At 53.9% G+C, this 26,606-nt stretch carries 25 protein-coding genes; 9 read left to right on the top strand and 16 right to left on the bottom strand.

Annotation, left to right across the window (positions count from 1 at the left end):
* Positions 1-244: 244 nt before the first annotated feature.
* Both fliD (QIT27_RS09235) and fliD (QIT27_RS09240) read right to left on the bottom strand, forming a co-directional pair.
* Positions 245-1,645: a flagellar filament capping protein FliD gene (fliD, locus tag QIT27_RS09235; protein WP_285263584.1), complete on the bottom strand. Its 1,401-nt coding sequence runs from the start codon at positions 1,643-1,645 to the stop codon at positions 245-247.
* Between the two features lie 210 nt (positions 1,646-1,855).
* Entirely contained in the window at positions 1,856-3,205 is a 1,350-nt protein-coding gene (gene fliD / locus QIT27_RS09240; RefSeq protein WP_285263585.1) for a flagellar filament capping protein FliD, read from the bottom strand.
* A gap of 315 nt (positions 3,206-3,520) precedes the next feature.
* Between fliD (QIT27_RS09240) and QIT27_RS09245 the strand changes: the two genes are divergently transcribed.
* Together QIT27_RS09245 and QIT27_RS09250 are read left to right on the top strand one after the other, a co-directional pair.
* Positions 3,521-3,841, top strand: coding sequence for a hypothetical protein (locus QIT27_RS09245; RefSeq protein ID WP_253018256.1), 321 nt, complete (start codon positions 3,521-3,523; stop codon positions 3,839-3,841).
* A gap of 350 nt (positions 3,842-4,191) precedes the next feature.
* Entirely contained in the window at positions 4,192-5,187 is a 996-nt protein-coding gene (locus QIT27_RS09250) for a serine hydrolase domain-containing protein (RefSeq protein ID WP_285263586.1), read from the top strand.
* Between the two features lie 56 nt (positions 5,188-5,243).
* Here the strand turns inward: QIT27_RS09250 and QIT27_RS09255 are convergent, their stop codons facing one another.
* The 10 genes from QIT27_RS09255 to QIT27_RS09300 all read right to left on the bottom strand — a co-directional run bounded on the left by QIT27_RS09255 (position 5,244) and on the right by QIT27_RS09300 (position 12,968).
* Positions 5,244-5,813, bottom strand: a complete 570-nt coding sequence (locus QIT27_RS09255) for a YqhA family protein (RefSeq protein WP_159343269.1) — start codon at positions 5,811-5,813, stop codon at positions 5,244-5,246.
* Positions 5,814-5,871: 58 nt separating this feature from the next.
* Complete coding sequence (locus QIT27_RS09260; RefSeq protein WP_159343270.1) at positions 5,872-6,465, bottom strand: exopolysaccharide biosynthesis protein; 594 nt, start codon at positions 6,463-6,465, stop codon at positions 5,872-5,874.
* Positions 6,462-6,962: a tellurite resistance TerB family protein gene (locus QIT27_RS09265; protein WP_285263587.1), complete on the bottom strand. Its 501-nt coding sequence runs from the start codon at positions 6,960-6,962 to the stop codon at positions 6,462-6,464. The genes QIT27_RS09260 and QIT27_RS09265 overlap by 4 nt, the downstream gene beginning before the upstream one ends.
* A gap of 73 nt (positions 6,963-7,035) precedes the next feature.
* Positions 7,036-8,046, bottom strand: coding sequence for a nucleoid-associated protein (locus QIT27_RS09270; RefSeq protein WP_285263588.1), 1,011 nt, complete (start codon positions 8,044-8,046; stop codon positions 7,036-7,038).
* A 46-nt stretch (positions 8,047-8,092) separates the two neighbouring features.
* The gene (locus QIT27_RS09275) at positions 8,093-8,854 is read right to left on the bottom strand and encodes an ABC transporter permease (RefSeq protein ID WP_054641238.1); all 762 of its coding nucleotides are present in this window, start codon (positions 8,852-8,854) and stop codon (positions 8,093-8,095) included.
* Positions 8,851-9,786 (bottom strand): ABC transporter ATP-binding protein, encoded by a 936-nt coding sequence (locus QIT27_RS09280; protein WP_285263589.1) that lies wholly within the window; start codon positions 9,784-9,786, stop codon positions 8,851-8,853. The genes QIT27_RS09275 and QIT27_RS09280 overlap by 4 nt, the downstream gene beginning before the upstream one ends.
* A 101-nt stretch (positions 9,787-9,887) precedes the next feature.
* Positions 9,888-10,166 carry a peptidylprolyl isomerase gene (locus tag QIT27_RS09285; RefSeq protein WP_285263590.1) on the bottom strand — a complete coding sequence of 93 codons (279 nt, stop codon included), beginning with the start codon at positions 10,164-10,166 and terminating at the stop codon, positions 9,888-9,890.
* Between the two features lie 56 nt (positions 10,167-10,222).
* Positions 10,223-11,341: a serine hydrolase gene (locus QIT27_RS09290; RefSeq protein WP_502875196.1), complete on the bottom strand. Its 1,119-nt coding sequence runs from the start codon at positions 11,339-11,341 to the stop codon at positions 10,223-10,225.
* A gap of 29 nt (positions 11,342-11,370) precedes the next feature.
* Positions 11,371-12,477: a heparan-alpha-glucosaminide N-acetyltransferase domain-containing protein gene (locus QIT27_RS09295; protein ID WP_285263591.1), complete on the bottom strand. Its 1,107-nt coding sequence runs from the start codon at positions 12,475-12,477 to the stop codon at positions 11,371-11,373.
* Positions 12,478-12,668: 191 nt separating this feature from the next.
* Complete coding sequence (locus QIT27_RS09300; protein WP_285263592.1) at positions 12,669-12,968, bottom strand: hypothetical protein; 300 nt, start codon at positions 12,966-12,968, stop codon at positions 12,669-12,671.
* A 432-nt stretch (positions 12,969-13,400) separates the two neighbouring features.
* Here QIT27_RS09300 and QIT27_RS09305 point away from each other — a divergent pair, with 432 nt between their 5' ends.
* Positions 13,401-14,342 (top strand): DHH family phosphoesterase, encoded by a 942-nt coding sequence (locus QIT27_RS09305; protein ID WP_285263593.1) that lies wholly within the window; start codon positions 13,401-13,403, stop codon positions 14,340-14,342.
* Between the two features lie 67 nt (positions 14,343-14,409).
* Here QIT27_RS09305 and QIT27_RS09310 read toward each other — a convergent pair whose 3' ends face one another.
* The 4 genes from QIT27_RS09310 to QIT27_RS09325 all read right to left on the bottom strand — a co-directional run bounded on the left by QIT27_RS09310 (position 14,410) and on the right by QIT27_RS09325 (position 20,278).
* Complete coding sequence (locus QIT27_RS09310; protein WP_285263594.1) at positions 14,410-15,855, bottom strand: aldehyde dehydrogenase family protein; 1,446 nt, start codon at positions 15,853-15,855, stop codon at positions 14,410-14,412.
* Positions 15,856-15,864: 9 nt separating this feature from the next.
* Entirely contained in the window at positions 15,865-17,475 is a 1,611-nt protein-coding gene (locus QIT27_RS09315; RefSeq protein ID WP_285263595.1) for a 5-guanidino-2-oxopentanoate decarboxylase, read from the bottom strand.
* A 43-nt stretch (positions 17,476-17,518) separates the two neighbouring features.
* Positions 17,519-19,246: an amidohydrolase gene (locus tag QIT27_RS09320; RefSeq protein ID WP_285263596.1), complete on the bottom strand. Its 1,728-nt coding sequence runs from the start codon at positions 19,244-19,246 to the stop codon at positions 17,519-17,521.
* 108 nt (positions 19,247-19,354) lie between these two features.
* Complete coding sequence (locus tag QIT27_RS09325) at positions 19,355-20,278, bottom strand: LysR substrate-binding domain-containing protein (protein ID WP_285263597.1); 924 nt, start codon at positions 20,276-20,278, stop codon at positions 19,355-19,357.
* A 94-nt stretch (positions 20,279-20,372) separates the two neighbouring features.
* Between QIT27_RS09325 and QIT27_RS09330 the strand changes: the two genes are divergently transcribed.
* Genes QIT27_RS09330 through QIT27_RS09355 form a run of 6 tightly spaced genes read left to right on the top strand, consistent with a single transcriptional unit; the run spans position 20,373 to position 26,234 of the window.
* Positions 20,373-21,983, top strand: coding sequence for a zinc-binding metallopeptidase family protein (locus QIT27_RS09330; RefSeq protein WP_285263598.1), 1,611 nt, complete (start codon positions 20,373-20,375; stop codon positions 21,981-21,983).
* A 27-nt stretch (positions 21,984-22,010) separates the two neighbouring features.
* Positions 22,011-23,057: a TRAP transporter substrate-binding protein DctP gene (gene dctP, locus QIT27_RS09335; RefSeq protein ID WP_285263599.1), complete on the top strand. Its 1,047-nt coding sequence runs from the start codon at positions 22,011-22,013 to the stop codon at positions 23,055-23,057.
* A gap of 15 nt (positions 23,058-23,072) precedes the next feature.
* On the top strand, positions 23,073-23,642 hold the full coding sequence (locus QIT27_RS09340; RefSeq protein ID WP_285263600.1) for a TRAP transporter small permease subunit: 570 nt from the start codon (positions 23,073-23,075) through the stop codon (positions 23,640-23,642).
* A complete protein-coding gene (locus tag QIT27_RS09345; protein WP_285263601.1) occupies positions 23,629-24,951 on the top strand; it encodes a TRAP transporter large permease in 1,323 nt (440 codons plus the stop codon). The genes QIT27_RS09340 and QIT27_RS09345 overlap by 14 nt, the downstream gene beginning before the upstream one ends.
* Before the next feature lie 8 nt (positions 24,952-24,959).
* Positions 24,960-25,259, top strand: coding sequence for a cupin domain-containing protein (locus tag QIT27_RS09350; RefSeq protein WP_285263602.1), 300 nt, complete (start codon positions 24,960-24,962; stop codon positions 25,257-25,259).
* Between the two features lie 3 nt (positions 25,260-25,262).
* Positions 25,263-26,234: a CobW family GTP-binding protein gene (locus tag QIT27_RS09355; RefSeq protein ID WP_285263603.1), complete on the top strand. Its 972-nt coding sequence runs from the start codon at positions 25,263-25,265 to the stop codon at positions 26,232-26,234.
* Positions 26,235-26,606 lie beyond the last annotated feature (372 nt).

Raw genomic sequence — 26,606 nt, forward strand, 5'->3', positions numbered from 1 at the left:
ATTAACGGCCTGATGAGGAGAACCTTTAGGGGTGAGTAGTAAAAAATTATGTAATGTTTGGTAAATGGGGTGATGACTTTTGGCAACTAGCTGACATCGGTCGCGAGCCAAAGCTGCCTCCCACAGTAGTCACCACCTTCACCACCTACCTTGGCTGCTTTTACACTGGCTCTTGCCACCCTCACCCTGGCTCAGAAGTGAAAAAGCCCCCTTGAAATGGGGGCTAGCGGGCAGTTTGTAGCGGCTACCTCTTACGGCCTAGCTGAGCATCTAGCGCATCAAACTGTTGGGTGAGGTAGCTACTCATGCTGTTCATCTGCGCAATCATACTGTCCAACTGGCCGAACTGGGCGCGGTAGCGGCTGATGGTGCGCTCAATAGTCATTTCCATGCGCCCAAAACGCTCGTCTAGGCTTTTCACCCGGTTTTCAGCACCGCTAATGGCCAGCTTCACTACCCCATTGTTGCCAAGCATTTGCTCTACGGTGGTGCTTAATCGACCCGCCATCCCCGCGTCATCCGTTTCCCCTGCAAAAAAGTCGCTTAACGCCTGGGGGTTGTTGGCTACTAGGCCACTTAGCTTATCATCATCGACTTCCAGCGTACCATCACGCTGTAGGGTAATGCCTAACTGGCTTAGCGTGGAAAGTTCGCCGCCTTCTATACCGCCCGTTAGCACGCTGCGCAGGCGGCCTTCAATGGTACGTACGGTGTTATCGCCTACCAGCTCACCAGCGGTTTCGGCATCGCCGCTGAAGCTGGTGAGTTTGCCAATGGTGCCTTTTAAATCGTTGAACGCTTTTACGAAGCCATTAATGGCTTCGCGCTGCTTTAGCGTGTCGCGCTCTACGTTGATGGTGCTGGTCGCTGTTTCACCATCGGCAATGCTGAGCTCGGCTAGATTCAGCGTTACCCCTTGAATGGCACCTTCTATTTGGTTGTTGGCACTGCTAATGGAAATGCCGTTAACCGTGAGCGCTGCATCCTCACCTGCCCGCTTAGTAGCAGCATCTTCGGCAAAAGGCCCTGCCACCGTGACTTCAGGGGATTGGCTGGTATCTACAAAGCTAAAGCTGGCAATAGAGGCATCCGCTCCGGTATTTTTTGAGCTGAGTGCCAGTCGGTAGCCTTGGCCGTCATTAATAATAGTGGCGTTGACGCCTGCGTCTTTATTGGCATTAATCGCATCGCGTATCGCGGAGAGGCTGCTGCCAGGGGCGATATCAATATCCACAGAGTCCGCACCACCAAAATCCAGCCGTAGCGCCGTTGCGCCTTGAAGGTCTAGCGCGGTGTCCCGGTCAGTCACACGGGTTGAGGCCAGCGTGCCAGAAGTGGCTAACTGCGATACCTCTACCCGGTAGCTACCGGGCAATGCACTGGCAGAGGTAGTGGCGTTAATGGCATCGCCACGTACGTTCGCGGAAAGGCTTTGGTAGAGCTTCGGGTCGTTGAGTTTCGCTACAGTATCTTGAAAGCTGTTTAGCGATGTTTGCAGCTGGCCGTAGGCAGAAATCTTATCCTGCTGTTGCTCTTTTTGGCGGGTAATCGGCGCGAGTTTGCCCCGCTCCGCTTCTTGAAGCTGGTCTAATAAGCCGGTGAGATCCAGGCCAGAGCCGACGCCTAGGGAGGTTATTGTCGCCATGCAGATGTTCCTCGGTGCAAAAGGCTAAACCCACAGTCATTCATACATTGCGCCAGCGGTGGCGTTTCGACTGAGTTTAATAGCAATTTTATCGACGAAAAAACGATTAACTTTAGGCCTTTTTTATCACTTAACCATGAATACCCCATTACCCCAACAAAAACGCCTGCTTAGCGCAGGCGTTTTGTATGACTCGACAGCAAGCTACATTTAATCACGGCCTAACTGAGCATCCAGCGCATCAAACTGCTGTGTGAGGTAGCTGCTGGTTTGATTCATTTGAGAAATCATCGTATCCAACTGGCCAAACTGAGTACGGTAGCGAGAGATGGTCTGCTCGATGGATTGCTCCATGCGTGTGTAACGCTCACCCAGCGACTCAATGCGATTCTCAGCACCAGAAATCGCGCCGGATACCGTGCCATTAGTGCCTAGCAACTGCTCGATGGTTTGGTTGATTTGACCTGCCATACCTTCGTTATCGGCAGCGCCGGCAAAAAAGGCGGAGAGCGCATCCTGATTATTGGCAATGGCATCGTCTAGCTTGCCGCTATCCATTTCCAAGGTACCGTCGCGCTGCAGCGAAATACCGATATCCGTCAGCATCGAGAACTGGCCTTCGATACCTCCACCCAGCACACTGCGTAAACGCGACTCCACCGTGCGTACCGCACTGTCGCCCAACAGCTCCCCAGCAGCGCCCGTTTCAGCATTAAAGCTGGTGAGTTCGCCAATGGTGCCTTTTAGATCGTTGTAGGCATCGACAAAGCCAGTAATCGCTTCGCGTACTGCGCGGGTATCTTGCTCGACTTTAACTGTGCTATCGCCTTCCGCCTGAAGGTTAAGCGTGACGCCCTGAATCGCACCTTCTACCTGATTAGAAGGGCTGGTGATGGCCACACCGTTGACATTAAGCACCGCATCTTGGCCTGCTTGCGTAAACTCTGATTCCAACTGCCCGCCAAATGCCGCCCCTAGCGTTATGCCTGAAATAGACGCGTCTTCACCGGTTTGCGTGGAATTGAGCGCTAGTCGGTAGTTTTCACCGTCAAAAATAATAGAGGCAGAGACACCACTATCTTCTTTCGCGTTAATGGCATCGCGTACTTCTTCAAGCGTACTATTCGCAGCAATGTCTACCTCAACGTCAGCTTGATCAGCGCCTGCAAAGTTGAGGGTCAGTGTGGTCGCTTCTGTGGCCAGAGCAGTAGTTAAGTCCGTTACGCCTGCTGTTGCCAGGGTGCCAGATGTTGCAAGCTGTGTAACGGATACGTTATAGCTACCGGGCTGCGATTCGCCATTGGCCGTGGCAGTGAATGCTTCACCGCTAACGTTGGTCGAGAGACTCTCATACAGTGTACTGTCGTTGAGAGCATCCGCTGCGTCCTGAAAGGCAGAAAGGGCCGTTTGCAGCTGGCCGTAGGAAGAAATTTTGGTTTGCTGGGTTTCCAGTTGCCGTTCGATAGGGGCCAGCTTGCCACGCTCAGCGTCTTGCAGCTGATCGAGCAAGCCGTTGAGATCAAGACCTGAACCAATACCCAATGATGAAATGGAAGCCATACATTACCGTCCTTTTTTGAAAAAGCCGCCTGTCGTGCTGACGCCCCTTATCAATACTGTTCAATTACGTTAATTCACTCATGGTATTTATCGGCCCACTGCTACTTAACTTTAGGGAAAAAAACCACTCGGTACGAGATTTATCCTACTGTGCGGATCAGCTTTACCATACGCATGGCGGAGTATGGGCCAGCTGTGTGGCGTTTCCATGACATCTACCTCAATCGCCTCTTTAGACCTTGGTCTAACACCCAGCCCTGCTTTACAATGCACCGCAGCAACTCCATTTCGCTGCGATTGCAGGAGCCACACCCCATGCCCGCTGAAGCGCTACCCTCTGCGTCGACTGCCTCTTTTCACATTCAGCGTAGCTTACGCCACTGCCTTTCTAGCATGGCAGAGCTGCTGTATGAGAGCGGCCACGTGCTCGAAACGATCACGCTGCCGCAGCGTGGGTTGTCACGCCAGGAGCTAGACGCTCTGCGCCATCAGCACCCTCGTTGGGCGCTTTGTCAGAAGACGTTGGAAGAGAGCGATGCCGCCATGCTTAACGACTACGGTCGCTTCGTTTTGACGCCACTCGGTCGAGAATTGATGTTCGATATGTTTGGGCAAGGCGCCGCTGACTGCGCCTAACCGATGTACAGAAGCACAAGACTAGTAAAGAAAACGCCCGCTGGAAGGAAGCGGGCGTTTCAGAGCACTCAAATAGCACTAAGTCGTTGAGAATACGACCTAACGCAGACCGAGCAGTGAAAGAATAAACAGGACGACAACGATCAGGCCGATGATATAGATAATGTTACGCATAACGGCACTCCTTGCTTTAGCGTTTCATGGAAATCAAAGGGTTGCTTCCCTTCAATAGGCGCTTTTAGCGTAGCAGGCTTTTTAACGATTTGCGTAATCGCCATGATTGCCTCTTTGAGGGAACCTTGCTTCATCACGGTTTTCAGAACCTTACTTTTCCTTTCTTAGGTGCTGCCATGAAAACCATTGCTCTTGCGCTGACATGCGTGCTGAGTGCTGTGACAACCACCCACGTGGTCGCCCAAATGCCCTCTCCCAATTCACTGCAAGCACTCGATCAGCAAGCTCGGGCACTCGATCGCCTACACACCGTGGTGGTCGCTCATGACGGCAACATCATTCATGAACATCACCAAGGGGGCCCAGGCGTTGCAGCACCTGCCAACGTCAAATCGCTGTCTAAAACGGTGTTAGCCGCCATCACCGGGGCGGCGATCAAGGCGGGCGTCATTGAGTCCGTTGACCAGCCGCTGGTGGCGCTACTAGATAGTGTCCCCAGCGCTGCTGCCCCACAAGTGAACGACATCACCGTTGCGCATTTACTGGCGCAACAAGCAGGGTTAGAGCGTACATCGGGCAGCAACTATGGCGCTTGGGTAGCCAGCGCCCATTGGGTAAACGATGCACTCACTCGCCCGTTCGTCGACCGCCCAGGTGGGCGTATGCTCTACTCCACCGGCACCAGCCATTTGCTGTCAGCAGCGCTAACTCAGGCCAGCGGTGAAAGCACCCTCGCGCTTGCCCAGCACTTGTTAGGCAAACCGCTCGGCATTGCGATTTCCCCATGGCCGCAGGACCCTCAAGGGATCTACTTTGGCGGTAACGATATGCAGCTTTCCCCTCGCGCGCTCATTGCGATTGGGGAGCTGTACCGCAACGACGGCATGGCCAATGGCCAGCGCGTGCTGCCTGAAGGCTGGGTAGAAGATTCATGGACGCCCAGAGGCCAATCACCCTGGACAGGCGATGGCTACGGCTTTGGCTGGTTTATCACGACGCTCGCGGGTGAACACGTCGCTTACGGAAGAGGATACGGCGGGCAGGCGCTATATGTGATTCCCGAGCGGGAGATGACGGTGGTAATTACCTCAGACCCAACCCCGCCATCGCCCGGTGGCCAGTTCCAGCAGCAGCTCAACGCACTGGTGACTGGCTTATTGGAAGAGGATTAACGACGTACGCCACTGCTCCTGTCAATCACTACTTGTTAATAACTATTTGTTAATGACTACTCTCCTTTATGCGCCAAACTCATCAAGTAGAGCGCGGCGGCCAGCGCCAGAACGGAGAGTGCCAGGTAGATCGCATCCAAGGGTGTCGCGAATCGAATATCCACAACGGCTCGGAAAAACTCGATAATCACGGCCAGAATCACCACACGGGCGATTTTGTCTTTCAACTGATCCAGCGAGGCAACGTTGAAGGGGTGTGCGGGGTAACGCACTTCAGCTTGGTCGATGCGCGAAACGAACAGCCGATACACGCCTAGCCCAAAAATCAGCAGCACAATGGCGATCAGATAGATATCCACCGCAATAATGATATCGGGCACCAAGGTGTCGTGAATGTTGCGGGTATCATCCACCAAGTAGTAGTGCAGCACATCGCCCACCACTTTGAAGATATCCAGCGTGCCCACGATAAACAGCATCAGCGAGCCTAATAAGCTCGGCACTACCGCTAGCATGACCAAAAAACGGGAATTCCACAGCGCCGCCTCGACACGTCGCTCCCATACGGACTGTTGGTGAGGCGGTTTGGGCGGCGGCGGTGAATGGGGAGAGGGTGAGTGGCTCATCGTAGGCACATAGCTCCTTCTTGCTTTTAGACCAATCGCGAGAGTGCCTAGTAAAGCATTAGACGAGGTTCATCACTACTACCGTGAAGGTCACGCCGGTCAGCAAGAACCCTAGCGCTAGCATGAGGCCATCTCTAGCCACCAGCCCCAATCCAAACAGCGTGAGCGCAAGCCCAGCACCGTTAGCACTGAATGGAATGAACTCCATGGGCGGCATGGCCAAGGCGACCAGCAGACAAATGAAGGCGGTGACACGGATGCCGATGTAGCCGGTCATCCAAGCCAAGCGCACACCCAACAAGCTATCTACCCACTTAGCGGGCTTTTTCATGTAGCGTAGCGCTTTATCGAACTTATGCCGGGAGAGGGAGCGGTTCAGCAACCAGCCAGGCAGCCAGAACGTTTCTCGGCCAATCAAGAGCTGCACTGTCGTCAGTAGCACCAGAGCAGCCATCAGCGTTGGCATACCGGGAATATCGCCAATAATCGGCGCCAGCGTAATCAAGCCTGCCAACAGCAGCAGCGGCCCAAACGAGCGCCGCCCCACCGCATGCACCACGTCGTCCACGCTGACCTGCTCTTTTTCCCGCTCCATCTGCTCCATGGTGTGGATCAGCTCGGTTAAGTTCGTCGCATCCTGCGTGTTACTCATGGGCGTTTCGGCGCTCCTTTGCCGTGGGTATCGTGATGGAAAGAGGGTTCTTCCGGTGACTGGTTAAGCTTGCTGCGAATAAAGTCGCTATGGCTGACATGCAGCAGATCAGCCAGCCGACGAATCCGATGCTCTTCAAGAGGGTCGAGCGAGCCGTCGGCCCAGGCCAGCTGCCACATTAAATTGACCAGCTCCAAGCGCTGCTCGTAGCCGTAGTGCTGTTTGATCAGGCTGACGAACTGATAGTGATCCACCGCGTCATCGACCTCCGCCTCTGCCAGCGCCATTAAATCGCTGACATCCTGCTCGTTGAGCCGATAGCGCGCCATCAGCATGTGCTTCAGCGCCGCGCGCTCTTCATCACTGTTGTCGTAATCGGCGCGCATCACTTCACACAGCAGCGCTGCCGACGCTAGCTCTAGGGTGAGCGTTTGGTTATCACGCTGTTCAGGCGCGGAAAGCACCTGTTGGAAGAAAGAGTGAATGGCATCCAGCACGGCGGTCTCCTCATCTCAGTGGCTAACCTAGGACTACACGACACCTTAAGAGTGCCGCCCTAGGCCTCACCGTTTACTCTTTCCGCTTGGCAAGCTGCTCTTTGAGCTGTTTGGGCACTTGCTTGATGATCAACCGATCCTGGGTTTCGTCATACTCAATGCTGGAACCCAGCAGGTGTGAATCAAAGCTGATCGAGACGCCTCCAGAGCGCCCGGTGAAGCGGCGAAACTGGCTGATAGTACGTTTGTCCGGCGGAATTTCCGGCGAGAGGCCGTAGTCGGCGTTGCGAATATGGTCATAAAACGCCTTGGGCTGCTTCTCATCCACGAGCCCAGAGAGCTCTTCCAACGTCATCGGTTCGCCACGGCGCAGCTGCTCGTTGGCGTAATCAACCAGAGTATCGGTTTTTTCCCGGCTGGCGTCGTCGTCCAGGTCCTCTTTTTCGACGTAGTCGCTAAAGGCTTTCAGCAGCGTGCGGGTTTCGGCGGGGGCATCAATGCCCTCCTCCATGCCCAGCAGCGCCGCTACGCCATCGGCGAGCTTTTTACCGCCACGGTCTTTTAGAAACGAGACGTACTGGGTACTTTCCCCACCGCTCTGCCACTGGGTCAGGTTGATGCGGGCCGCCAGGGTGAGTTGGCTCGTGTTCAGTTGGGCGGCAGGCACCGCTTGGTGCGCGTCGTTAAAGCCGATACCTTCCCGCTGGTGAATGAGGGCCATCAGCAGCGTTTCCGTATCGCCCTGTTGTAGATGAGCGATGACCAAGTAACCGCCAACGGAGAGCTGCCCCTGCAGCGTTTGGGCCAGTCGCTCGGCAATGGCATTCGCCAGTTGGGCAAAGGTTTGCTCGTCGGCTTGATACGCCGTGAGCCACGCCACCAGCGGCCCGGCCTGCTCGCCCTGCTCGGCAAAGCGCCCCCAGCCCTTCGCTTTGGTGTTGTAGGTATCGTTTAGCGCATTCACTAGGCTTGCCATCACCGCGTCATCGCCGGCAGCGGCCTCGGCAGGCGGGGCCGTCACACTTAAGCGTTCGCCATCGAGAGATGGCTCAAGGCGGTAAACAGTACTTTGCAGTAGCGGCATAAACAGGCATTACCTTTATAAAAACGTCGAAGAGGTCACTTCAGCATCAGGGCTTTAAGCGGTAACCGGTGCGGAAAATCCAGGCAATGGTGGCAAGGCTTGCCGCCAAAAACAGCAAAATCATCGCCACGCTAGCTCCTAAGCTGACATCGCTAATGCCGTAGAAGCTCCAGCGGAAACCGCTAACGAGATACACCACCGGATTCGCCAAGGTCACGCTCTGCCAAAACGGAGGCAGCATATCGATGGAGTAGAAGCTGCCGCCCAAGAACGTGAGTGGGGTAATCACCAGCAGCGGTACCAGCTGCAGCTTGTCGAAGCCATCCGCCCAGATGCCGATGATAAAGCCCAACAGGCTGAAGGTGACGGCAGTCAGTACCAAAAACGTCAGCATCCAGAACGGGTGGGCGATCTCAAGCGGCACAAAGAAGCTGGACGTACCGAGAATGATCAGCCCCAGCAGTATCGATTTCGAGGCCGCCGCCCCTACGTAACCCACGACAATCTCTAAATAGGAGATCGGCGCTGACAAAATCTCATAGATGCTGCCGGAGAACTTGGGAAAAAAGATGCCAAACGAGGCGTTCGAGACGCTCTGGGTCAGCAGCATCAGCATAATCAAACCAGGGACGATAAACGCACCGTAGCTCACCCCGCCAATTTCGGTAATCCGCGAGCCAATCGCCGCGCCAAACACCACAAAGTAGAGCGAGGTAGAGATCACCGGTGAGACAACGCTCTGTAGCAGCGTGCGGCGAGTGCGGGCCATCTCCGCCATATAAATCGCACGAACGGGATAGAGGTTCATGAGCGCTCCTTCACCAGGTCCACGAAGATATCTTCCAGCGAGCTCTGCCGGGTGTGTAGATCTTTAAAGCTGATGCCCGCCTGCTCTAGCTGCGTTAACAGGGTAGAGATCCCTCGCCCCTCCTCTTCCTGACGGCCATCGTAGGTGTACACAAGCTCATAGCCGTCGGCGGTCAAGCTGAGTTCTTCCTGCGCCAGCGCAGGCGGCAACTCCGTTAACGGGCTGTGTAGCTGCAGAGTGAGCTGCTTGCTGCCCAGCTTTTTCATTAGCGCGGCTTTCTCTTCCACCAGCACGATCTCGCCGCGATTGATGACGCCTATGCGGTCGGCCATCTCTTCGGCTTCTTCAATGTAGTGGGTGGTGAGAATGATCGTCACCCCATCGTCCCGAAGCCCGCGTACCACGTTCCACATATCCCGCCGCAGCTCAACATCCACCCCGGCGGTCGGCTCATCCAAAAACAGAATGCGTGGCTCGTGGGAGAGCGCCTTGGCAATCAGCACCCGCCGCTTCATACCGCCGGAGAGGGTCATCAGGCGGTTGTGGCGTTTATCCCACAGCGAGAGTGACTTGAGCACTTTCTCGATATGGGCGGGGTTGGGGGATTTACCAAACAGGCCACGGCTGAAGCTCACCGTGTTCCAGACCGTTTCGAACGCTTCATTGGTGAGCTCTTGCGGCACAAGACCAATCCGCTCGCGGGCTTGGCGATAATCGCGCACGCTGTCGAAGCCGTCGACAATGACATGGCCTTCGCTGGGATTGACCAAGCCACATACCAAGCTGATCAAGGTAGTTTTACCCGCCCCGTTCGGGCCGAGCAGTGCAAAAATTTCGCCGCGCTGGATGGTTAAATCCACGCGGGTGAGCGCCTGAAAGCCACCTTCGTAGGTTTTATTCAGGCCATCGATGGTGATGATAGGGTCGTCCAAGGCGTGCTCCTTACATCGCGGGCCAGCGCAGAACCGGCGCAGCGCGATGCCAATGGCACCGCGACATGGCTGCCGCGGTGCATGACGGCCTTTAAAAGGTATTAAGTGCGGCTGGTGATTTCGAGCAAGTGATAGCCAAACTGAGTTTGAACCGGCCCGTGAACCTTGTTGAGTTCACCGCTGAAGACGACTTTGTCGAATTCCGGCACCATTTGGCCGGGGCCAAAGCTGCCCAGGTCGCCGCCCTGACGGCCAGAAGGGCAGCTGGAGTGCTGCTTGGCTATGTCCGCGAAATCGCGGCCGTTTTCGATTTCTTGTTTCAGTGCGTTGCACTGCTCTTCACTGCTTACCAAAATATGACGGGCGCTGGCACGTGCCATAACAAACTCCTCAATAAAAAAACCCAATACGGCGGGCCAGTTTATCACGCTCGCTGCTAGTCGTGACCCAAGGCACCGCTATAACGCAGCGCTTCGCCCACACTCGCCAGGGCACGCTCATGGGCCTGCACCGAGAGCGGCCCACGAGCACAGGCCACGATGACCCAGGGGCCATTGGCGGCGTCACCTGCTTGTGAGGCACGCGATGCAATACCGGCATCGCAGCTTCGCCGGTGCTGCGTGCCTGTTTTGTGCGCAAAGGTGAACCCGCTGCCCATGCCTTGTTTCAAGCGCCGCTCGCCAGATTTAGTTCGCTGCATGATCGCCAGCAGCGTTTGGCGCTGTTCGGCATTCACATCCTCCATACCACCGTGATGCAGGCTGGCCAGCAGGTCGCCATAGGCGCGCAGCGTGCCCACGTTTTCACCGGTGGCTTCGTAGGCATCGAAGGCGTGGTCGTAGTCGGGCTGTTCGAAGCTCCCTTCACCCATGCCCAATGTGCGCGCTAAGGCGGCCGGGCGCTGGTTCACACGGTGTTGGCGCAGGGCGATAAAATCTAACCCGCCCAGTTGGCGAGCCTCGGGATGTAACTGGCCATATACACCCTGGCGCACTTCCACCAGCTTGCTGATGGGGCCAAGGTGCGCCGGCTGGCCGTTGCTGGAGGCCACCATGCGGCGGGCGCGGGCATTCACGGCGTCCAAGCCCACACGGTCTATCAGCATATCCGTGGCGGTGTTATCGCTGACGGTGAGCATCTGCTCGAGCAAATAACGAATCGAGATCGGTGTACCGGGGTCGTGCCAGTTGACCGGCCCGGCGCCATCGACAAAGTCGCTGCGTGCCAATCTAAGGCGCTCATCCAGAGAGAGCGTACCCGCCTGGCGCTCGGCCAGTACTTGAGCCGCCACGGGCACTTTAATCAGCGAGGCCAAATACCAGGGGTCGTCTGCCTGCCAGGAGTACGCCTCGCCTGTTGCAAGGTTCTGAACGTAAACACCTAGCGCGCCGCCAAACACCTCTTCAATGGCGCTTATTCGCGCATCTACATCGCCTTGCCAAAGGCTCTGTTTATCGACCTCGTAGTACCAGTTCGTACTTGCCAAAATGGCGGTGCTGGCTGGCAATAAAGCGCACAGCAGCGCTGCGGCTAGCCAGCGTTGAAGATGTCGCAACTTTACCTCCTACCGCGGCTGGTGGCGGGTTATTTGTAACGGGCGATCCAGCGCGTTAGCCAAATCCACAGCGCGGCCCCAAGAATTAACAGCCCACCTACGCCAAGCGCCTGTGGATAGGTGTACATGCCTTCGCCTTCCAGCAGAAAACGCAGCACCAGAAAAATCATCACAATGTGGAAAATAAACGCGTTGAGCGCGTCGCTACCCACCATGGTTAATGGCCGTAGCGCCTTGGCTGCCGTAGCTCCACCAGCGAGTACAGCGCCTAAAATAACCAGCGCGCCGCCCACGCTGTACAGCGTGAATTTGAGCCCAGGCGGGTGCTTGCCATCGTTATTGGCTACCGCCAGCATCGCAGCAGAAACATCGCCTTCTGCAAAGGCCAAGCCATAGAACGCGGCGACCATGACAGCCCCCACGCCCACCAGCGCCAGCACCAGCTTTCGCCGCAGCGCCGTATCAAAATAGCAGCGCAGCAAGGCTTCACCGATCAGCAGGCCCGCCAAGATCAACGGCGCGCGGCTGAGCTGGCCCCAGGTGTAATGGTCTTCATGGTCTACCAACAGCGCTTTTAAGGTGTCGTTACCGCCAAAGCTCATCCCCTGCAGCCAAGCGGAGAGCGCGGTTAAGCCAATAATAAGCGTACACCGCCCCCACAGCGGTGTACGTGCCCATAGCGGAAGTACCAATGGTACCCACAGCAGGGCAATGGCATAAAAACCGAGGATTTCTACCCAAATCGCAAAGCGCTGATAAAGCAGCGCATCAACAATATCGCCTGGGGCGTAATACGGCAGCATCTCGACGACCGTCAACGCCTTGTACCAAAACCACACTTCAACCGCGCGCACCCATAGTTTTAGCCGCCGTTTTGGCCACGCCTCTGTTTGGGTAGACGCTAAAAAGGCCACGGATAGCGCAATCCCGAAGACCAGGATGAACAGGGAAGAAGAGAACTTAGTGAGAAAGTGGACGGGTACCATGCCCCAATCGGGCACGTTGCGTATTCCAATCAGCCCACTCACCGTATGGCTGAGAATCATCAGCCCAATCGCTATACCACGGGCGAGATCAATCGCATCTATACGCCCTTCCGCACGGGGCAGGCGTGGCACTTCTTGCCAGGTAAACACGTTAGCAACGTCCTTGTAGGGTGTTCATGTTAGGGAAACATTGCTTTTACCATAGCCTATTCACCTAGTGTGCTATTGCGCTTTATTAAACGTTGCCACTCATCCAACACAACAGTGCCCCGCAATGGGCGGGGCACTGTGCTGCTCATCCATGAGCGTGAGGGGAAGGACTTCCTTTCGCTAAAATGGGTTTACTGGCCGGATGTGTCATCCTTTTCCGTTTCCCACTGCTCTTGCTCTTCCTCCTCCTCTTCGTAAGTAAATTCTTGCTCTTCCTCTTCGTACTCGGTGGTCACGCCTTCAGTAGTAGTGGAACCCTGCTCCTGCTCGGTGTCGGAGGAGTTGAAGGTGCCTTGATCATCCTGCATGGTCTCTTCTTGCGGCGTTGCGGGCTGCTCTTCGGGCTCTTCCATCGCAAACGCGAGCGGGCTCGCTACCAGACCAAATGATACACCCAGGATACCTAACTTCTTGAGAGCTTCCTTTTTCATGGTCGTGCCTCCTAATGGCAACTCTTTCGTTCAATTCAGCGTTAAACATTCAACAACGTTATGTCTTCACGATTGATTCACGATCAATAAGAGCGGCGAGTCTTCCTAACCTTTCGCTCTTACCCAACTATTGCAGACGCCATACCAGGGCATGCCAAAAATAAATATAAAAACCATTTTTCAACCACTTAATAAAAAATTCATTAACTGAGACAAGGTGAATAGCGATTTTTAATTAGCAAAATCTTGTTTACGTTTGGCACATGAGCCCCAGCGATTCATGCCACCCCGCACCGCGGCTAACTTGGCATAATAAATAGGTACATAGGGCGAAAGCGTTGGTGAGAAAGGTTGCAAGGCTAGAAAGGCTTATTTTAACCCAACATAACTGCTGGTATCTTTTGGTCACCGTTCACCGTATCGAGAAAATAAATGTCTACCCAACAAGCATCCACGTTTCGTTTAGTTACCCGCAGCGATTTTGATGGTTTGGTATGCGGTGCCCTGCTCAAGCACTTAGGCCTTATTGACGACATCACCTTCGTTCACCCGAAGGACATGCAGGATGGCAAAATTGATATTGATGCCAACGACATCACCACCAACCTGCCCTATGTGCCCGGCTGCCACTTAGCGTTCGACCACCACCTAAGCGAAACCGTGCGCAACGTGGAGCGTGCCGACAACCACATCATCAATGCAGACGCGCCTTCCGCTGCCCGCGTAGTGTGGGAGTACTACGGCGGCCACGAGGCCTTCCCCGCACGCTGGGACGATATGATGGAAGCCGTCGATAAGGGCGACTCTGCCCAGTTCAACAAAGACGAAATTCTCAACCCGCAGGGCTGGGTACTGCTCAACTTCATTATGGACGCCCGCACCGGCCTGGGCCGCTTCCGCGACTTCCGCATCTCCAACTATCAGCTGATGATGAAGCTGATCGACTACTGCCGCGAGCACACCATCGATGAAATCCTCGCCCTTGACGATGTGCACGAGCGCACCACGCTTTACCGTGAGCATGAGCAGTTAGCAAAGGAGCAAATCGAGCGCTGCGCAACCGTGCACGGCAATGTGGTAGTACTGGATCTACGTAACGAAGAGACCATCTACGCCACCAACCGCTTCGTGATCTACGCCATGTACCCCGACTGCAACATCTCGATTCACGTGATGTGGGGGCTCAAGCAGCAGAACACCGTGCTGGCGATTGGTAAATCGATCCTGAACCGCTCCAGTAACACCAACGTAGGCGAGCTGTGCTTAAGCTATGGTGGCGGCGGCCACCTAAATGCGGGCACCTGCCAAGTTGATAATGACCAAGCGGAGAGCGCGCTGGCGGAGATTGTTAAGAAGATTAATGCGGATGGGTAAAACGGGTACTTATCTGTCATAAGTAGAGTGGCCGCTACTGGCGGCCACTCTACTTAGTTAACGCAGGCTACTCAGCGCCAACCACATGCTTCACTTCCAAGTACGCACTCAGCCCCCAAGGGCCTAACTCACGCCCGATACCGCTGCGCTTGAAGCCACCCCAGGCAGTTTCGGGTAGCACGAGCTGCTCGCTGTTGTACCAAATACTGCCTGCCTTCAACTGACGGCCAATGCGCTTGGCCCGCTCCGGGTCGCCGCTGATCACCGTCGCGGCGAGGCCATAATCACTGTCATTGGCAAGCTGAATCGCTTCGGCTTCGCTTGCCACGCTACGACCACAAAGTACGGGGCCGAAGATCTCTTCTTTCCACAAACGGCTCTCTACCGGCACATCGCGGTAAAGCGTGGGCGCTAGGAAGTAGCCTTGGGCGGGCAGCGTGCGGTGTTGCCCATCGCGTACCACCGTGAGCCCTTCCTGATCGGCAATATCCAGGTAGCGCTGTACTGCATCGCGCTGCTTAACGCTGGTAAGTGGGCCTAAATCGGTGCCTTCGGCTAGCGGGTCGCCTAGCGTCAGCGCATCCATGCGTTCGGCAAGCGCAGCGTAAAGCGCTTCGGCTATGTCTTCGTGAACCAACAGACGCGAGGTAGCAGAGCAGATCTGACCGGCGTTGAAGTAAATACCCGCCATTACCCAATCAGCGGCTTGGGCAGGGTCCGCATCTTCCATCACTAAAATGGGTGATTTACCGCCCAGCTCCAGTGACACACTCGCAGTACGGGCGCTGGCAGCCTGCATGACAGCTTCGCCAACGCGATTACTGCCGGTGAAGGAGATTTTATCCACGCCAGGGTGGTTAGTCAGCGGCGCACCGATGCCCTCGCCGTCACCATTGAGCAGATTTAGCACGCCTGCAGGCAAGCCGATTTCCAGCGCGATCTCCGCCAGCATTTGTTCAGGCAGCGGCGTCACTTCTGAAGGTTTAAATACCGCAGTGCAGCCCGCTGCTAGGGCAGGTGCCAGCTTCCAAGCACTAGTCACTAAAGGGAAGTTCCACGGCGCAATCAGCCCCACTACCCCAACCGGGTCATGATACGTCAGTGCTTCAACGCCTTCCATTTCGACACTGACCCGCTCCCCTTGCCGGGCATCCAGCGCTTTGGCCTGCTTGGCGTAGTAGCGGTAGCAGGCAATTGCATCGTCTAGGTCAATACCTGCTTCCACCAGTGGCTTACCGTTATTGGTGGCCGACAGTGTGATCAATGCCTCTCGACGAGACTCCAGCGCATCAGCAAACCCATCGAGGTAGTTGGCACGTGCGGCCCCACCCAACGCCTGCCATTCAGGTTGAGCCTGCTGGGCAGCTTTAACGGCAGCATCCACATCTGCCGCATCCCCTGCGGTGACCTGAGCAATACGCTCTTCGCGATAAGGATTCATCACATCGAGCAACCGTGTACCCTTCGATGCAACCCACTGGTTGTTGATGAACTGATGATTGAGTGTCTGCATGGGAATACCCTAGTCAGAAAGTGAGCACGCGCGCTGCCAGGCAGCGGCGTCAATTTCGATCAGTAGCGGCCCGGTGGGAACGCGGTTGGCGAGTGCCTGGGAAAGCTCAGCGGGGCTCTCTACCAGCATGCCGGGGCAGCCAAAGCCTTCGGCCAGAGTCAGGAAGTTAGGTGCTTGAATATCGACCCCCAATCGCGCCACGCCGTTGGCATCCATATAGCGGCGGATCTCTTCATAGCCCGCGTTATGCCATAGCACGATGACCACGGGCAGGCGGGCTTCCACGGCGGTGGCGAGCTCCGAGAGCGTAAACATCACCCCGCCGTCTCCCACCAGCGCTACTACGGGTAAATCTGGCCGGGCTAGCTGCGCTCCTAATGCCGCAGGCAGCCCATAGCCCAGGGTGCCGTAACCGGTGGATGCATTGAAATAGCGGCGAGGCGCAGGCTGGCTGACGAGGTGGTTTCCGACGTACACCGGGGCGGTGGAGTCGCCCACTAGAATGGCGTCAGGTAAGTGGTCGGCCAGCGTTTTATAGAGCGGAACGAAATCGCTAAACGCGGGATCGTTGGCCAAATCTAAAGCATTCAGAGCAGCGGCGGTCCGCTCGCCGCCCTGACGCTTCAGCGGCTCCGAAAAATGCGTTAGCAGAAGCTCCAAACTGCGCCCGGCATCGCCCACCAAACCAAGCGTGGTGCGCTGATTGCGCACCAGCTGCTCGGGATCAACGTCGATACGAATCAGCGCGCCGTTGAGGTGAAAACCGTCTTCAAAGACGACGTCATAGTCGGTTTCACCCAACTCGGTCCCTACCGCCAGAATCACATCCGCCTTAGCGGCTAGTGCCCTCACGGCGGGCAGCGCGGCATTGGCGCCTAAGTCCAGCGGGTGATCACGACCCAGCAGCCCCTTGGCGTTGATGGTTGTCACCGTAGGCGCATCCAACTGCTCTACCAGTGCTCGTGCGGCATCAGGCGCTGACACACAACCACCGCCCAACAGCACCAGAGGCTGCTTCGCCGCCGTGAGTAGCCGAGCCGCCTCGGCCAGCCCTTCCGGATCGGGAGCCGCGCGGTACAGCGTGGGCGCCTGCCAGCTAGTCGGAACACTGACGGGCGCATTAAACAGATCAATGGGAATTTCAATATGCACCGGGCCAGGGCGGGCGCCGTTAAAAACGGCAAAGGCACGGGCCAACACTTCAGGTAGCGTGCTGGCATCCAGCAACGTGTGGCTAAACCGCGCCACGCCGCTGATCATCTGCTGCTGGCTGGGCAGTTCGTGCAACCGCCCCTGGCCTAAACCCAAGGTATCGCGGCGATTAACGCTGGAGATCACCAGCATGGGAATGGAGTCCGCCAGGGCTTGGCCCATGGCGGTGGTCATATTGGTCATCCCCGGCCCAGTGATAATTAAACACACACCTGGCTGACCGCTGGCACGGGCATAGCCATCAGCCATAAACCCCGCCCCCTGCTCATGGCGCGGAGTGATATGCGCTACCTCACTGCCTTCCAGGCCACGGTACAGCTCTACCGTGTGCACACCGGGAATGCCAAATACTTTATTAACATTATAGCGATCATGTAGTAGTCGGATGAGTAGTTCAGCACATGTCATGGCAGACTCCAAAGCAGCATATTGAAAGGATCGGCATTAATGATCAAATTTTAGGAGGCTGGCCTTGCCAAGTAGCCTCTAAGCCAATGTTCTGTAGCTCACGATCACGATCGTAAATAGGCTGTCCTTGAAGAAAGCTAATCTCTACTTGGGTTCGGTGTAGGTTACCCCGCACTTTCCGCTTGAAAGGATCATGGTCCAGTACAATTAGATCGGCAGACTTGCCAACTTCCAGTGAGCCTGTTTCTTCTTCTAGCCCCATAGCGTAGGCCCCATTGATTGTTGCCACGCGTAATGCTTCTTCAAGACTGATGGGCGTCCCAAATCGTTCGTCACCTGGCTCCCACGGATTTTGACGTGTCACAAGAGTCTCCAAGGCGAGCCATGGGTCAATTGAGGCCACCGGAAAGTCTGTACCAAAAACAGCAATCCCGCCGGCATCCAATACTCCGCGAAGATTGTAAGCCCTTGCGAGTCGTTCTGGACCATAGCCTGCACGAGCACCCGAGGTAAAACGAGAGGGATACCAGGCAGCAGGAGAAAATTCTGCAATGACATCCAGTTCGCCAAAGCGCGCTAGATTGGCTTCATGCAGGATGGTGCTGTGAGCACATTGATGACGTACGCCACTTGGGCCGTTTATACGCCGAGTCTCCTCCACCGCATCTAGGAATAGGTCGGATGCGCCATCCCCAGTACAGTGAGCAATGACTCTAATCCCCCGGCGATCCATATCAAGCAGCATGCCGCGCAAATGCTCAGGCGTTAGATTAATTTTTCCACGCCAACTATCGCCATCCTCCCAGGGCGTTAACAGAAAGGATGAACGGGGTTCTACGGTGCCATCGAAGTGAAATTTAACGGCATTGGCATTGAGGCGACTGCTTGCATAATAGTGCCGTTCCCCACAGAGAAGCTCCCAGCGGCGCTGAACGGGAAAGATATCGTCCTGCCAGCTAATCGCTGCTTCTACGCGTAAGCTCAGTTTGCCTGTATCGTCGAGCTGCTTAAGTGCCGCTAGCCGCTGTTCGCAGACATGAACATACTTTGTCGCGGTGACTCCACGACTGGATTGAAAATGCATGCCTTCCTGGTACGCCTTTCTCAACACATCCACGGGTGTTGGAGGCATTGCAGCATGAATCATGGCATATGCCCCATCAATCATAAGGCCCGTGGGGTCATCCGTCAGCGGATCACGCTCCATATAACCATTACGTGGGTCGGGCGTATGTCGATCAATGTTTGCCAGTTCCAGGGCTTTGCTATTGACCATCATCGTGCCCCACATACGATCCAGTATTGCGACAGGCCGGTCAGGCATGAAACTGTCCAACCACTCTCGGCCAGGCGTCAAACCAGCTTGCCGAAAGGTATAGCGTACGAAGTAGGCGCCATGAATCCAGCCATCGCCAGGGTGACTTTCCGCGTAGTCTAGAATCGATTGCTTTACTTCCTGAGGCGTTGGGTCCTCAAGGTTGATTTTGAGAGATTTATCGTACTTGGCTGCAAGACCCAGGTCTGGATGGGTATGCATATCATGTAGGCCTGGCATAACAAAACGGCCGTTCAGTGGGATGACGCGTGTATCAGGGCCGATCCAATCGTGCACGCTATTGTCATTACCAATGGCGCATAACCGTCCTCCCGCTATGGCTAGTGATTCAGCCCAAGGGCAAAGCGGATCAAGTGTGTATATTTTTCCCCCTTGGAGCACAATATCGGCATAGTTAGGGGCGGGAGCATGGCTGGAACGCCAAGGATCGAACATGGAAAATCACCTCTGACTGTTTTGCAAAACTCACCATAAACCAGGAAAAAAGTGTGTGAGGTGGTAATTTCTTGCGTCTGAGGTGAGGATTCTTGGCGTATTGCTCGGTTAGCCAGTGACTGTCGACGTGTTAAGCAACCCTTCCAGGAGCTTCTTTACCCAGTCGCTAAAGGCTTTCACGTTTGGGTCCTCTAAGCGACTATGAGGAGTGACCAGATAATAGGCACGATCACTGGGAATTTTTTCATTGAACGGTCTCACTAACTGACCTTGTCGTAGGCTATCTCCACAGACCACGTCGTCACCCATTGCAATTCCTTGACCAGAAAGCGCTGCTTGTAAGACTAAAAGGACATTTGAGAAATAAAGGCCGGATTCAACGTTAACCTGGCTTTTTCCAGTACAACCGGCTAGCCAGAGTTGCCAATCATGCATGTCGTGTAGATGAAGGAGTGTCGCGCGTTCAAGGTCGCGAGGATGTGTGATGTTTAGCTCGTTAAGCAACATGGGACTGCAAACAGGGTGGTAAGTAGGTTTGGCCAACAGTTCCACATTCTGGTCTGTATGGATACCGTCGCTGAACACCACAAAGAGATCAAAATGAGGTTGGTTGACCGTCTCGTTTTCTCTGTTGGTACTTAAATGCAGGCGAATGGTGGGGTAGGCACGATAAAAATCATTGATATGCCGACTGACTACGCTGGCAGCAAACCCAGGCGGCAAACAAACATTTAAATGGCCGTTATATTCCTGGTCTGGCAAGTTAGCATGGATCCGCTCCAGGCTCTGCAGTACCTCGCGAACCTCACCAGCGTATAGCTGGCCTGCCGGGGTCAGAATGACGCCGCGACCGTGACGTTCATAAAGTCGGATATTTAGCTGGCTTTCAAGAAGTCGCAGCTGATGGCTGATCGCGCTCCGGGTCAGGCTAAGATAGTCGGCGGCTTCTGTGAGGCTACCCAACCTTGCTAAAGCTTCAAAAGCTCGTAACGCCTGTAACGAAGGCAGGTGATAATTTCTTTGTTGAGACATTTTGACCAATAAGATGATTATTTTTGACTTTTGATGAGTTGAGTTTGCTCTATAGTGGTTTTTAAAGCAATAACACAACTAAGAAGGGGCTTTAATGACTACTCAAACTCAACGGGATGGTCTTACACAGCACATTGACAAGCTGATGCCCAAGCTATCCGAGTGGAATCAAGTCATCTGGCATTATGCCGAAACAGCTTGGCGAGAGTATCGCTCGGCTCGCTTCTATGTCGATCTGTTGCGAGAGCATGGCTTTAACGTGGAAGAGGGCTCTGCCGGTATGCCGACAGCCTTTTGTGCCACATGGAGTAATGGTTCTGGCCCAACGTTAGGTGGCTATGCCGAATACGATGCCGTGCCCGGTAATTGCCAAGCGGCCGATGTGGTTAAGCGTCCCCGTGACAATCTCAGTCCATGGGCCGGGGGGCATACCGACCCTCATTCCGCCTTGGGCATGGGGTCGTTAGGCGGCTTTTTGGCCATGCAAGCGTTAATGAAAGAACAGGGCATCACGGGTACGTTAAAATTTTTCGGCGAACCAGCAGAAAAGGTTCGTGGTTCCAAGCCTATTCATGCTGCCCATGGCTATTACGATGATTTAGATGCAGCGATCAGCTTTCATCCCTTCTATATGCTGCCACTGTGTAACACCACGCGTTGGGATACACACTGTGGTGCTGCTTATGGGGTCATATACACCTTCGTATGTGATAGCCCCGAGACCTGGATGACTCGGGGTACTCACTCTCCGATTGCTGCCTCTCATGCCAGTGCACGCGCTCCTGGTGCTAATGATGCCGTCACCCAAATGTATACAAATGCCAAGGCCCTTCGTGAGCATGTCTTAGCCAGTGGGCTTAATTGGTCGATGAATGAAGTAATCCTCAACGCGGGACAGGCGACAGCCGACAACTTGGCCGCTCAAATGTCACAAATTCAATACTTCATTCGTGTATCAACCGTCGAGCAAGCAGAACATGTGGTACGCGGCCTGGACCACATTGCAGAATCCGTCGCCAAGCTAACGCACTGCCGCGTTGAGCGTCATTGGGTTGCTAAGTCCCGGCCCGGTTTGCCGAATCATTCGCTCGCAGCACTAACATATGCAAATTTGGAGCGGGTTGGGCCGCCAGCGTTAGGTGAAGAAGCCATTGAATTAGCGCGTAAAATCCAAACGGGTTTGGGTATGACGCCAATGGAAAAACCCTTTCTAGCCGATATTGAAACACTGCGCACACCTCAAGATGCTGAGCGCGAACTGCGTCAGATTTTGCCACCTAACCAGACCCACTTCACGTCAGACGATTACACCGAATATAGCTGGCATGCGCCCACTGTAAGGCTCTATGTTGGGCGACCAGCACTGGCACCCCGCGATGATGGTGGCGCATATCCAGACTGGGTAATGAATGCACTAGGTGGGTTGGCGCCCTGTATCGATCCCATGATCGAAACAGCAGCTAAGACGGTTGGCCTGACGCTGCTTGATCTGTTCCAGAAGCCGGGCGCACTTGAAGAAGCACAGGCCGAGTTTCAAAAGCGCACAGGAGGGGGGATCGGAGGAGACAAGTGGCTGGCGCCACTTTGCGATTATGAACCGCCGATTAATTTCCGTTGGCCAGAGTATGTCACCACGCCACGTGGTGAAAATGAGTGGGTGATTCCGGCATCCAGTGAGTGCTTCAAGGCACCCCGGGGACAGTGAAGCTTACCTTCAGTAGGAGAAAAGCAGATGAAAGATAATAAGTTTGCACCTCGAACCCTTTCAACCTCAGCCAAGGTAGGCTTGATATCACTGGCATTGGGAGGCAGTGCATTAGTCTTTCCCCTAACCGTGATGGCACAGGACGATGATGTCATCGAAATACGCATGCAGCGTTATACCGGCACTGAAGAAGATGAAATATTCAAGCGTTACCAGGATATGCTGTCAGAAGCCAGTGATGGAAGAATCAAGCTCAATATTTTCCGCGGTGGAGAGTTGGTACCCAATGACCAGATGTTCTCTGCTCTTCGCGGTGGCACATTACAAGCCATTTATGGCTATGGCGGTTACTGGGGAGGGCAAATGGATACCGCCGTCCTTGAGTCGGGAATACCGATGGCCTGGACCAGTCTTGAGGAAGCGCAGGAGCTTTGGAATGAGCGTGGCCTGGGTGAACTATTGTCGGAAAATTATGCCCAGCTAGGGGTTCATTATACTGTGCCGGTCTTTGGGGGTAAGTTCGATCTTTTGACGAAAGAGCCCGTTGAGTCATTGGCTGATTTGAGCGAACTCAAGATTCGTGCAACACCCTCTGTTTCTGCTGTGCTCAATCACTTCGATATCCCCACCGTCTACATTCCACCTCAAGAGTTTTACATCGCCCTGAGTACCAATGCCATCGACGGCTTGATCTATGGGGGGCCTTATGATTATTCGGTGCTTAAATTGAATGAGGTTGCCACCAGCTATACCGAGATGAACATGCTTTATCCGGGGTTTGTCGATAACGTTCTTGTGAATCAAAACGTATGGAACAGCATGCCAGAGGATCTCCAGGAAACGTTTATGGAGGTTACTGCTGAATGGGCTGACTATCGTCATCAAAAATTCGTTGAGTGGAACGAGGAAGCAGCTCACCTCTTTGAGATCACTACTTTGCCAGAAGAAGACGTCGTGTCCATGACTGAGGCTGCTCAAGATGTATGGGATGCCGAGGCTGAAAAATCACCAGTGGCGGCTGAAGCGATCGAGATGATTCGTAACATGGCCCAAGACCAAGGCCGCCTTGAGTAATTAGGGAGCCAAACAATGAACGTGCTTCATACTTGGATCCGATGGCAGGACCGCCTGAGCGAGTGGCTCGGGCGGGTCGTCGCTTGGCTTGGTTTTGCCTTAGTTTGTATATTGGTTTACGAGGTGGCATCGCGTCAATTGCTAAGCTCACCTACCAATTGGGCGCATGAAGCCTCGACCCTGACATACGGCGTTTATGCCATCCTGGCTGGCGCCTATACCGAAAAATGGCAGGGCCATGTAAGAATAGATATTTTCTATCAGCGCCTCTCCCCAAAGGCGCAGGCATTTATATTTTTCATCATTAGCATTCTGACGCTAATTCTTCTTTTGCTTCTACTACAGAGTGCCTATGAGTTTGCCATGCAATCTGTAGCGATGCAGGAGCGCTCTTTTCGTAGCACCTGGGCGCCCATTATCTGGCCCGTTAAGGTGATGATACCCATCGCTGTCGTCCTGATTATGATGCAAATGCTGGCAAATACATTGCGCCATCTTTGCACCTTATTGGGCCACCCTTTGGATGCTGATCCCGTGACACACCAAGCTACTGATACAGAGAGGGATTTGCATGGTAAGCATTGATCCAATTTTGCTAACACTGCTGATGTTTGGTGCCATGCTCACTCTAATGTTCTTTGGTGTGCCACTCGCCTGGACATTAATGGGGGTGGGTGTTGGTTTTGGCTACTGGATATGGGGCCCCGACAGCTTGGGCATTATGTTGCCGTCGGTCTTTGGTCTAATGAATGAATTCATTCTAGTAGCATTACCGTTGTTTATTTTAATGGGTATGGTACTGGAGCGTTCTGGCATTGCTGATGATCTGTTTGGCATGATTTATAAGATTATGGGCAGTGTGCGAGGCGGTTTAGGCATGGGCACCGTGGTTATTTGTGCGTTGATCGCCGCCATGGTGGGAATCACTGGTGCTGCCACTGTCAGCCTGGGATTGATAGCTCTGCCTGCTATGCTCAAGCGTGGCTACAGTAAACAGCTTTCAGCCGGCACTATTATGGCGGGAGGGGCACTGGGCTTCTTGATCCCTCCTTCCCTTGTGATGATTCTCTACGCCTTTTTGACGCGTGAGTCAGTAGGTAAATTATTCGCAGCGGGTATTATGCCTGGGCTAATGTTGACGGTTATTTACATGGCTTATATTGGCATGCGTTGTTACTTCAATCCTTCACTGGGCCCACCTATCGAGTCTTCTGAGCGTATTAGCAATTTAGACAAGCTGAAGTCGCTTAAAGCGATAGTGCTTCCAGGTGCTCTTATTGCCGTCGTGCTTGGAACGATGGCGGCAGGCGTGGCTTCTCCTACTGAAGCTTCGGCACTGGGGGCAAGTGGCGCTATGCTCTGCGCGCTAGCGCACCGCAAACTGAGTTTTTCAATGCTGAGCAGTGCGCTTTACAGTACCGCACGCATCATGGGGATGCTGATGTGGATCATGATAGGCGCGGTAATCTTCTCAAAGATTTACATTGCCTTAGGTGCAGGACAGGCGATCGTAGGCCAAATAATGGCCGCTGACCTCAGTCCCTACCTTGTGTTAACAGTGATCTTGCTAAGTTATCTTGTGCTAGGCATGTTCCTGGATGACTCCGCTATCCTTTTCATTACGGTACCGCTCTATGTACCAATCATTAAGGCGCTGGGGTTTGACCCGATCTGGTTCGCTATTCTTTTTGTACTTGCCATGCAGACTGCTTATCTCACCCCTCCGTTTGGTTACAACCTCTTCTACATGCGTTCGGTAGCACCACCAGAAGTCACCACCGGGGATCTCTATCGCTCTGTTGTGCCTTTCTTAATTATGCAGGTGTTGGGAATTGTAATACTGGTTCTGTTTCCACAAATAGCACTTTGGTTGCCCGAGCTTATTTTCAATTAGGAGACATCATGTCGACAACTTTATCGGCTCAGGCAACGCGTCAGCTAGAAAATGAGCACGTTATTGTGACGCGCTGGGATTTTCAACCTGGTGCAGAAACTGGATGGCATAAGCATGCACTGGATTATGTGGTGGTGCCCGTCTTCGATGGAGTCATGCGGCTAGAGACGGCCGAGGGGGGTCAAAGCAGTAGCGTCAAAGCGGGCGAATCCTATTACCGCACAGCAGGGGTTGAGCACAACGTAATTAATGCAGGCGAGGGCCACTTTGCATTCGTCGAGATCGAATTTAAATCTTCTAGGCAATAGACAATGTCAGAACTACATCAGTCGGTACCAGAGTTGGAAAAACTGGGCGTCACCGTTGTGGCAGGTTTTCTAGGGGCAGGCAAAACTACTCTGGTTAACCACCTCCTGGAGCATGCGAATGGTCGGCGTCTAGGGGTCATGGTTAATGATTTTGGTGCACTTAACATAGACCAGGCACTTATTAACGAACGGCGTGATGACCTTATAACACTCAGCAACGGCTGCGTATGTTGCAGTTTGCAGGGTGAGCTCTCCTCATCCATAGAATCATTAATCGCGCGCAAAGGGCCGCAGCTTGATCATCTGTTAATAGAGTGCAGTGGCGTTTCCGACCCTGAACGCGTGGTCAATGTACTTTGCTACCCTCGAATACGTAATAAGGCAAGACTGGAGGGGGTAATAACGCTTATCGACGCTGCTCTGGATTATGATGCCCTAAGCTCACCTTTGAGGCACCTTGTCTCTTCTCAGATCGAGAACGCTGATCTTGTAATGATTAATAAAAGTGATTTGGTCAATGAGCCAATTATTGAGCGGCTCGAACAGTCACTTTTGCTGCCTGATAGCCGCCATCTCCGCACTACTCAAGCAGCACTACCTACAGATTTCGTATTCTGGCCAACACCTTCTCGGCTGCCATCATTTCGTCCAGTGAAACCCAATACCCATGCGTCTACGCAGATTGAATCCTTGGGCCTAAGCACGATGAGTTGGCAGCACGAGGGAATAGTCAATATGGATGTGCTCCGCACTATTCTCAATGACATGCCAAAGCAAATTCTACGTTTCAAAGGTGTGGTCTGCCTTAGCGATGGTAGGGTGCTTGCTTTACAGCGCGCGGCAGGAAGATTGACCAGTTGGGAGCTTGAGCTTTCCACAAACAATGAGAGTCAGTTTGTATTTATCGGAGAAGATACACCTTCAGTCTGGGAGTGGCTCAATCTGCGCTTAAGCACATTAGCAAAGAGCACTTGAGGTAGGTCCGAACATATATTAAGTATCAGCCAGGGGTACACAGAAATAATGACTTTTATTGTATGCGATGACTTTATAATACTGACCTTCACTCCCAAAATAGGTGATAATGGCTCCAGCTAATTTTGGCTAACAGCATCTCGCTATATAAAGCACGTCATATCAATTATGAGACAGGAAACAAGGCCGATGATATGTACAACAAGTTGAGCGTTTCTACTACCTCTTTATCATTGAGCTAGTCGTACTAATCTAGGGTAATAAACTAAAAAAAGCAGTACGCCCATCAGCGAAGGCAGCAAAAACTTTAGAAGATGTGCTCGGGGGATCAATGAGGACGAAGTGGGTTCTTCCGACTTCGCTTGAGAATAA

Origin of the sequence: Halomonas sp. LC1 (assembly GCF_030247125.1) — a bacterium.
GTDB lineage: Bacteria > Pseudomonadota > Gammaproteobacteria > Pseudomonadales > Halomonadaceae > Vreelandella.